Annotated in this window: 8 protein-coding genes; 3 read left to right on the top strand and 5 right to left on the bottom strand. The window is 69.7% G+C overall.

What is annotated here, in order from left to right:
• Window positions 1–502: 502 nt before the first annotated feature.
• The gene (locus MFF40_RS06755) at window positions 503–1,024 is read right to left on the bottom strand and encodes a DUF2244 domain-containing protein (RefSeq protein WP_147855642.1); all 522 of its coding nucleotides are present in this window, start codon (window positions 1,022–1,024) and stop codon (window positions 503–505) included.
• Between the two features lie 20 nt (window positions 1,025–1,044).
• Here MFF40_RS06755 and nth point away from each other — a divergent pair, with 20 nt between their 5' ends.
• A complete protein-coding gene (nth, locus tag MFF40_RS06750; RefSeq protein WP_238259994.1) occupies window positions 1,045–1,860 on the top strand; it encodes an endonuclease III in 816 nt (271 codons plus the stop codon).
• Between the two features lie 213 nt (window positions 1,861–2,073).
• The gene (purC, locus tag MFF40_RS06745; RefSeq protein WP_147855639.1) at window positions 2,074–2,868 is read left to right on the top strand and encodes a phosphoribosylaminoimidazolesuccinocarboxamide synthase; all 795 of its coding nucleotides are present in this window, start codon (window positions 2,074–2,076) and stop codon (window positions 2,866–2,868) included.
• Between the two features lie 5 nt (window positions 2,869–2,873).
• Here purC and MFF40_RS06740 read toward each other — a convergent pair whose 3' ends face one another.
• The 4 genes from MFF40_RS06740 to MFF40_RS06725 form a co-directional block, all read right to left on the bottom strand.
• Complete coding sequence (locus tag MFF40_RS06740; RefSeq protein WP_378995229.1) at window positions 2,874–4,496, bottom strand: glycosyltransferase family 2 protein; 1,623 nt, start codon at window positions 4,494–4,496, stop codon at window positions 2,874–2,876.
• Between the two features lie 10 nt (window positions 4,497–4,506).
• The gene (locus MFF40_RS06735; RefSeq protein ID WP_238259993.1) at window positions 4,507–6,387 is read right to left on the bottom strand and encodes a glycosyltransferase family 2 protein; all 1,881 of its coding nucleotides are present in this window, start codon (window positions 6,385–6,387) and stop codon (window positions 4,507–4,509) included.
• A 157-nt stretch (window positions 6,388–6,544) separates the two neighbouring features.
• Entirely contained in the window at window positions 6,545–7,177 is a 633-nt protein-coding gene (locus tag MFF40_RS06730) for a hypothetical protein (protein WP_238259992.1), read from the bottom strand.
• A 23-nt stretch (window positions 7,178–7,200) separates the two neighbouring features.
• Window positions 7,201–7,743, bottom strand: a complete 543-nt coding sequence (locus MFF40_RS06725; RefSeq protein WP_147856562.1) for an invasion associated locus B family protein — start codon at window positions 7,741–7,743, stop codon at window positions 7,201–7,203.
• 188 nt (window positions 7,744–7,931) lie between these two features.
• Between MFF40_RS06725 and MFF40_RS06720 the strand changes: the two genes are divergently transcribed.
• Window positions 7,932–8,306 carry a hypothetical protein gene (locus MFF40_RS06720; protein ID WP_147856563.1) on the top strand — a complete coding sequence of 125 codons (375 nt, stop codon included), beginning with the start codon at window positions 7,932–7,934 and terminating at the stop codon, window positions 8,304–8,306.
• Window positions 8,307–8,334: the final 28 nt, after the last annotated feature.

Genomic DNA, 8,334 nt, shown 5'->3' with positions numbered 1-8,334 from the left:
GCACTAGTCTCTCACACGCCGAAGCCTAAGCTCCAGCCGCAAGGACAAACGCCGTCCGCGTCTCCCTTCCTCAAATCCAACAATGTCAAAGACCCCACGATACCAGCCGAGCCGGTATCGCTGCAGACGAGACGACGACCTGGACCGAGGCCCGGATCTTTTGCTTGCCCGACTGGGAGAACCGTGATACGCGCCAGACCATTCGGTCGGCCGCCTCAGCGGTGGAGGGCGTCTAGAGCCCACCGTCCTCCCTGTCAACCCGACTGTTTGGTTCGCCGGAGCGAACGATACATCAGGGTCGGCATCGAACAAAAACAGAAGACCGCCCGGCAAACGCGCCGGCCAATCGCCGATCTTGTCAGAAGATGCTTCAGCGCCCGGGCCACTTCCGCGGCCGGCGCCGATGAACAGCTCTATAGGCAGGTGCGCCGGTGGCGTCAACCGCGTTGTTGCGGTGCAATCGTCATCTCTGCCGAATCCCGGTGGCCGACGCGTGACGCGCTCAGTAGCCCTTCTTGACCCGCGCCAGTGCCTGACCGAGCCCATGGGCGATGCGGGCCCGCTCGTCCGGGTCGGCATCCCGCGCCACCAACGCCTGTTGCCGTCGCGAGACGAGGGTGAGCCGCTGGAGGCCGTACTCGTCGTCCTCCACGGTGACGATCTTGGTCCAGAGCGGATTGAACCGCCATTCGTGTCGCTCGCCCCGGTGGCTGACCCGTGCCAGCAGGATCTCGAGCTGTGAGATCATCACCTCCTCGAAGGATCGCCCGCGCCGGAAGCTCACCTTCAGGGCGGCATAGATCGCCAGCATGTCGAGGCCGAAGAAACCGGCCACAGGCCAGAAGCCCATTCGCCAGGCCCAGACCGAAACCGTGAGCGAGACCAGGCAGCAGCCGGTCATCACGACCCGGAAGCCCAGGCGACTCAAGGATTGATGCGGACGGATGGTGGCCGAGAAGACCGGCCGGTCGATCGTGTCCGGGTCGAGCCCGTGCGGGTGGACGGAAGGATTGCCGGTAACCATGCGATCCATATAACGCGCCGATGCCCGCCAGAAAGCCTCCGCCCCCGGTTAACAGCCCACCTCGACGGCGTGCCGCAGGTGTGACCGCCGCCCCCGTGAAAGCCACAGCCTCGGGGCGCCTCGGCGGACGCATCGCCTCGGCCACCACGGTCCATGTCGAGGCTGCGCCGGACGCGGTGGATCCGGAGACGCTCACGGAGATCTTCCGGCGCTTCCACGCGGCCGAGCCGGAACCGAAGGGCGAGCTCCACTTCGTCAACCCGTTCACGCTTCTGGTGGCCGTGGTCCTGTCGGCCCAGGCGACCGATCGCGGCGTCAACCTCGCCACCGGTCCGCTCTTCGCGGTGGCCGACACGCCCGAGAAGATGCTGGCACTCGGCGAAGAGACGGTCCGAAGCTTCATCCGCACGATCGGGTTGTTCAACACCAAGGCCAAGAACGTCGTCGCGCTCTCGCGCATCCTGGTCGAGCGGCATGGCGGGGCGGTGCCGGCGAGCCTGGAGGCGCTGCAGGTGTTGCCCGGGGTCGGGGCCAAGACCGCCAGCGTGGTGCTGAACATCGCGTTCCAGGTGCCGCGGATCGCCGTGGACACCCACATCTTCCGAGTCTCGAATCGGATTCCGCTGTTCGTCGGCACCACCACCGACAAGGTACAGGCCGGTCTGGAAGCGATCGTCCCGGAGCCCTACAGGCTGCACGCCCACCACTGGCTGATCCTGCACGGCCGCTACACCTGCAAGGCGCGAAAGCCCGAGTGCCCCCGCTGCCTCATCGCCGATCTGTGCCGGTACCCCTCCAAAACCGCGCCCATGGAAGAGCGCCGCGGCACGGGGTGATGTGACGCTTGCGCAGACGGCCGCTCGTCACGTCCGGAAAGCCGTCCGCAATCCCGCCCTGCGGGCTAACGCGTTGTGCTGGAAGCCCCGTTCGGCTAGTTTCAGCGGCAGTAGCCGGGCCCTCGGGCAGAGGCCGTCCGGTTGCCCGACCTTCCCATCCGGTCGCCGCGCCGCGAATTCCTCCCAATCGTCGCGCATCAGGAGCCTCGGCCCATGGACTTCCTCAAACCACGGTACACGCCTATGAACCGCCGCCGTCGCATCTACGAGGGCAAGGCGAAGGTCCTCTACGAGGGGCCCGAGCCCGGGACGCTCATTCAGCACTTCAAGGATGACGCGACCGCCTTCAACGCGAAGAAGCACGAGGTCATCGACGGCAAGGGCGTGCTGAACAACCGGATCTCCGAATTCGTGTTCCAGCACCTCAACGACATCGGCGTGCCGACGCACTTCATCCGCCGGCTGAACATGCGCGAGCAGCTGATCCGGGAGGTCGAGATCATCCCGCTCGAGGTCGTCGTGCGCAACGTCGCGGCCGGCTCGCTGGCGACCCGGCTGGGCCTGGAGGAAGGCACCCAGCTGCCGCGCTCGATCATCGAGTTCTACTACAAGAACGACGCGCTCAACGACCCGATGGTGTCGGAGGAGCACATCACGGCGTTCGGCTGGGCGACGCCCCAGGAGATCGACGACATCATGGCGCTGGCGATCCGCGTCAACGACTTCCTGTCGGGCCTCTTCCTCGGCGTCGGCATCCGGCTCGTGGACTTCAAGATCGAGACCGGCCGCCTGTGGGAAGGCGACATGATGCGCATCGTCGTCGCCGACGAGATCTCCCCGGATTCCTGCCGGCTGTGGGACATCAAGTCCTCCGACAAGCTCGACAAGGACCGGTTCCGCAAGGATCTGGGCGGCCTGATCGAAGCCTACACCGAAGTCGCCAAGCGGCTCGGGATCATGTCGGAGAACGAGAAGGTCCAGGGCGGCGGCCCGCGCCTGGTCCAGTAATCCGCTCAGGTGGATGGCCGGCGCACCGATGCCGGCCCCGCCGCAGGGAAGGCCCGCCGCAGCCGCGCGTGGGTCGAGAGGTCCGGGTCGAAGCCCGGGTGATAGTGGGGGTCCTGCGCCAGCAGCGGCCCCCATCGCTTTTTCAGCGCCGCGATCTCGCGCTCGTGGCGGGCGCGCGCCGCCGGGGTCCAGCGGCGGCTCGCCGATTCGCGGTGATGCAGTACAGCCCCCGGCACCAGAAGCGTGCGATGGCCGGCCGCGTTCAGGCGCAGGCACAGGTCGACATCGTTGAAATCCACCGCGAAGACTGCATCGTCGAAGCAGCCGACCGCCCGGAATTTTTCCGTCTCGACCATCAGGCAGGCGGCGGTCACCGCCGAGGCCGCGTGCGTTGCGCGCAGGCCCGCAAGGTAGCCGGGGGCGTCGCCGGGGAAGTGGCGGTGCGCGTGGGTGACCAGGCCGCCGGTTCCGAGCACGATGCCGCCATGCTGGACCCGCCCCTCGCCGTCGAGGAGCCTGGCGCCGACAGCGCCGATCTCGGGGCGCAGGGCCTCCCGGGCCATACGGGTCAGCCAGTCGGGCCGGAACGCCTCGACGTCGTTGTTGACGAAGACCAGCAGCGCCCCGCGGGCGCGGACGGCGGCGGCGTTGTTCATGGCGGCGAAGTTGAACGGGCCCGGACAGGGTACGACGAGCCCCCTCCCCTCACGCTCCAGCGCCTTGAGGAACGCCAGCGTCTCCGGCTCGCGGCTGTCGTTGTCGCAGACCAGGATCTCGAGGTTCGGCCAATCGGTGCAGGCGGCGAGGCTTTCGAGGCAGGGGCGGAGCAGGTCGAGCCGGTCGCGGGTCGGCACGATGACGCTCACCAGCGGCCGCGGATCGGGCAGCGGGTGCTCGACTTGGAGAAGGCCTTCGTCCCGGGCAACGACGATGCGGCTTTCGCTGCGGCCGGTCCGGTCGAGATGGCCGCGCAGGGCGTCGCGGTGGCGATACCGTCCCCCCTCCCCTGCCGGCGACGCACGATCCCCGGTCTCGCCGCGACGGATCGAAAGGATCTCGGGCAGGTGGCCGATCGCGCCGGCGCCGTACCGCTCGGCGATCCGGAACGCGGCGTCGGCGGGGCCGGTCGGCTGCGTCGCCGGGGCGAGAGATCCCGCCCGGCAAGCCAACAGGGGGGCGAGATAGTCGAGGTGCGCCAGCCAGTCGGGGTCGAAGCTTGGCGCGAGCAGGGGCCGCACCGGGCCGCGTGGATGGTCCTGGATCAGGGCATCGCCGTAGATGGCCTGAAGCTCCGGATCGGCCGCGAAGGCGGTGGCGATGCGGTCGAGCGCACCCGCGACCAACATGCCGTCGCCCAACACCAGGATGCCGTCCGCCGGCGGGGCGGGAGCGGGTGGGAATCGGTCGAGGATGCTAGCCGGAAGGGTGAGTCGGTGGTCGATCCCGATCAGGGCGGCCAGCTTCTGGCGCGCGCGCAGCCGTCGGCCCTGGAGCCGCGCGAGCAGGATCTCTCCCGTCGCCCGAGGGTGGCCCAGTAGGTGACGCAGCACGTCGAGCATTGCGCGGCCGGAGCGCCGCGGAATGCCGAGATGCAGTCTCTGTGCGAGGCCGACCACAGGCTCGGTCATCGGCGCCGCGTCATTCGAGATCCTCGCCGAAAGTCGTGAGCGACAGGGCAGGATGATAGAACGGGTCGTGCCGGATCACGTCGCGCCAGCGCTCAGAGAAGCGGGCCGCCTCCTGCTCGAACCGCGCGCGCTTGGCGCCGACCGAGGGACCTCGGCTGACGGATTCGAGATGAGCCAGCGTGGCGGCCGGAGTCCACACCGTCTTCCAGCCGGCGGCGCTGAGGCGCAGGCAGAAATCGACGTCGTTGAAATCCACCGGGAACGCCTCGGCGTCGAAGCCGCCGACCGCGAGATATTTCTCCCGCGCGACGGCCAGACAGGCGGCGGTGACGGCCGAGACCTCGTGGGCGACATGCAACCGTCCGAGATGGCCCGGCGTGTCGCCGGGGCGGCGGCGCAGGATGTGGCCGGCCCGCCCGCCGAGGCCGACCACGACGCCGGCATGCTGCAGCGTGCCGTCCGCGTAGAGGAGCTTTGCCCCGACCGCCCCGACCTCGGGCCGGCTCGCCTGGCGGACCATCGCGTCGAGCCAGCCGGGTTCAAGAACGGCCACATCGTTGTTGAGCAGCACCACGACCGCGCCGGTGGCGTCGGCGACGCCGGCATTGACCATGGCGGCGAAGTTGAACGGTTGCGGATCGACGTGGATCCGGACGCGGGGGTCCCGGTGCAGGGCTTCGTAATACGCCAGCACGGCCGGATCGGTGGACCCGTTGTCGACGATGATCAGTTCGAGATCGGCGTAAGCCGTCTCGTGCAGCACGCCGCGGCAGACCCGCTCGATCAGGTCGAGCCGGTCGCGGGAGGGGATCACGATGCTGGCCCGCGGGGCGGGACGCGGCAGCGGCCAGTCCAGCTGGACGGCGCCCTTACGAACGGACGCCTTCGGCCAGACGCTCAACGCGTCGAGGCGGGCGCCCAGCACGCGGGCTCTCCCTGCGGCATCCAGGCTATGGCCGGCCGTGCTGGCGAGGACGCGCGGAACATGGGCGCCGCGCGCGCCGGCGACGATCGCGGCGGTCTCGATCGCCAGGATCGCCTCGTCCATGGGCCCAACCGGCTCGGGCGGCAGCCGCGTGAGCAGGGCACGGGAGAACAGGGTGACGCGGCCGACATAGCCGGTTGCCAGGGCGAGGTCCGGGCTCCAATCCGGCTTGAGCAGCGGGAGGCCATCGGGGCCCAGCTCGTCGCCGTAGGCGAGATCCGCCCCCGCCAGGGCTGTCGCCAGCAGCGCCAGCGCGTCGGGGGTCGGGATGTCCCCGGCCCGGAGCAGGCACAGGGCGTCGGCCTCGGCGGTGAGGTCGGCGGGCGCGGCTCGATCGTCCCAGATCCGGTGTTCGGCACGGACGTCCGGTGCCTCGGGACGTGCATCCTTCCAGGCGACGACGACCGTCCGCCCCGTGTGAATCTGCGTTCCGAGGGCGTCCAGCGTCGCGGCAAGCGCCGCGTCCTCTCCGGGCCGGGCGAGGATCAAGCATCGGATCCGCAGCGCGGTGGGCGCCACCTGGATCGGGCGGCTCCGTGACGCTGCCCAGGACCGGTAATGCTGCATCGGCGTCACCGCGCAGGCGCCGCGCAACGTATCGCGATAGCGCCGCTCGGACCCGCGCGCGCGCTCGTAGAGGGACGACACGAAGCGCCAGGGCCGCCGCAAGAGGCATTGGACCAGCACCGAGGCCTCGCTCCGGGCCCCGACCCGCTCCAGCACGAAACCCGGTCCGGCCGAGAGCCGGATCTCCCGGGCATCTGCGGGGATCAGGCCGAGCCAATGGGCGTAACCGTGCGACGTGCCCGGGAGGACGAAATCCTGCGGCGTGCCGTCGACCCCTCGGATAACGCGCAGGATCGGCCGGCGCGGCGCGACCTGGGGGTCACCGCCATAGCTCAGCACGATCCAGCCGACGGAATGGTCGGGCAGGATCAGGCGGCGATCGAAGACCGGGTCGTCGGCCGGCTCCAGGCGGAACAGCGTCTGGCGGCCGAGCCAGGCCGCGCCGCGTCCGCCTCGGCCGGTCGGTGGGGTCGGTTCGACGGGGTGCGCCGCGGCATCACTGGGCAGCGTCGCCTCCGCCGGCGGCCTCGGCGGCGGCTGCCGGCTTCCTGCGCCGCGGCTTGGCCGCGGGCTTGCCGCCTGTACCCTTGCCGCTGCCGACGCCGACGGTGATGTCGTAATCCTCGGCCACCGCCGGCGGCACGGTCAGTTCCTCGGCCACGATGGTAGCGAAGCCCTGGGCCTCGCCCGGGCCGACGAGGACGCTGGTACGCTCGACGCGGCTCGCGATGACCTTGCCCTCGTGGCGGATCTGAATCGTCACCGGCACGTCGAACCGACCGGGCGCACCCTTCGGGCCGAGCAGCACGTTGGCCTCGACGCCAACCTTGACGGTGATCGAGCCGTCCTGGCGCCGGGCGCATTCCCGGGCGAGCCGGCCGACCGAGAACTGCGTCCGCACATCGCTCCCGGCGAGGATGCGATACGCCGCACCGTTCTCGGCCACCTCGACCGGCGGGCAATAGGGCGGATCGAGGCTCTGCGGCTGCGACGGCGGGACCGTCGTGCCGCCGAACTTGAACAGGTTGGAGAAGACGTTGCCGTCCTTGGCGCAGGCCGGGCTCGCGGCGAGCGAACCGGCGAGGATCAGGCCGCACAGGCCTAGAAACAGGTCACGCTCACCGATCATCGCACGGCTCCCGGGCGGCATCGTCATTTCAAGCTGTCGAACCCGGCCGCGAAGCCTTTCATCGAGAGCGGGATGCCGACGCCTTCCTCGGGCGTCTGGAACACGATGAAGGTCGCCTGCGTGCCGGCCTTGAACTGGCGGATCAGGCCGTCATCCATCACCACCTCGGCCACGCAACCGGTTGTCAGGCAGCGCACGAAGCCGGCTCGGCCGACATCGGTCTGGTCGATCTTCAGGCCGAGCCCGGAGGGAAGGAGCACGCCCAGCGGCGCCACCACCCGCAGCAGGTAACCGCGATTGTCCGCCGTCTTCAGAACGATCACCACCAGGGTGAGGTTCGGGCGGTCCTCAGCGGCCAGGTACTGCACCAGGGCGCATTGCTCGGCCTTCGCGCCGGCCGGCGTCTCGCAGCGCAGCTGCCAATCGTCGAAGGTCTTGCGCACCATGCCCTGGGCGGCGGCCGGCCCAACCGATGCGAGCCCTGCCGCGGAGAAGGCAAGGCAGGCCGGCAAGACGGCGCGCCGGACGACGCGCCGGAAACGATCGAGCTTCGCGTGAAGCGGCACCGCCGAACCCTTCGGAACGCCATCGCCGAGGACCGGCGAGGCCGTAAAATCGGGGGTGTTCCGACCATGGTCGGACCCGCGCTGTCAAGCGATGCCGGCTCCGGTGTTGCTCCTTGACGCTACCCGAAGGTTGCAGAACGGCCTAAATAGGGTTCGCTTTTCCTCCAGCGCAGGATCCTGAAGCTGTGATGCGCCCGCTCGCCCTCTCGGCCGCCTGCTTGATGGCCACCCTCGCGCAGGCTGGGGCACAATCGCTGCCGGTCGGCGAGACCACCTATGTGGAACACTCCCTCAACCGCTCCGACACGCTGATCGTCGAGCATCCGCCCGTGGCGGTGAACCCGTATGGCGGCCGCAACGGACAGGCCGCGATCGCCGGCTATTGCCGCGAAGGCGGCCTGGTGCGCCGCCGCGACACCTTCGGCAACCCGGTGATCATCCGGCAGCGCGAGGTCTGCGACAGCGTCGCCCCCCGCACGCTCGAGCCCGGCCAGGTCAACCCGCGGCCGGTCTGGCCCGGCGAAGCCGTGACGCGCCAGAAGGTCCTGCGCGCTAAGGGCTGAGGCAAGGGCTGAGACAGGGGCTGAGGCT

Origin of the sequence: Methylobacterium mesophilicum, from assembly GCF_022179445.1 — a bacterium.
Classification (GTDB): Bacteria; Pseudomonadota; Alphaproteobacteria; order Rhizobiales; family Beijerinckiaceae; genus Methylobacterium; species Methylobacterium mesophilicum.
The sequence above is the reverse complement of the archived record's forward strand: the minus strand, read 5'-3'. Positions and strand labels throughout refer to the sequence as shown.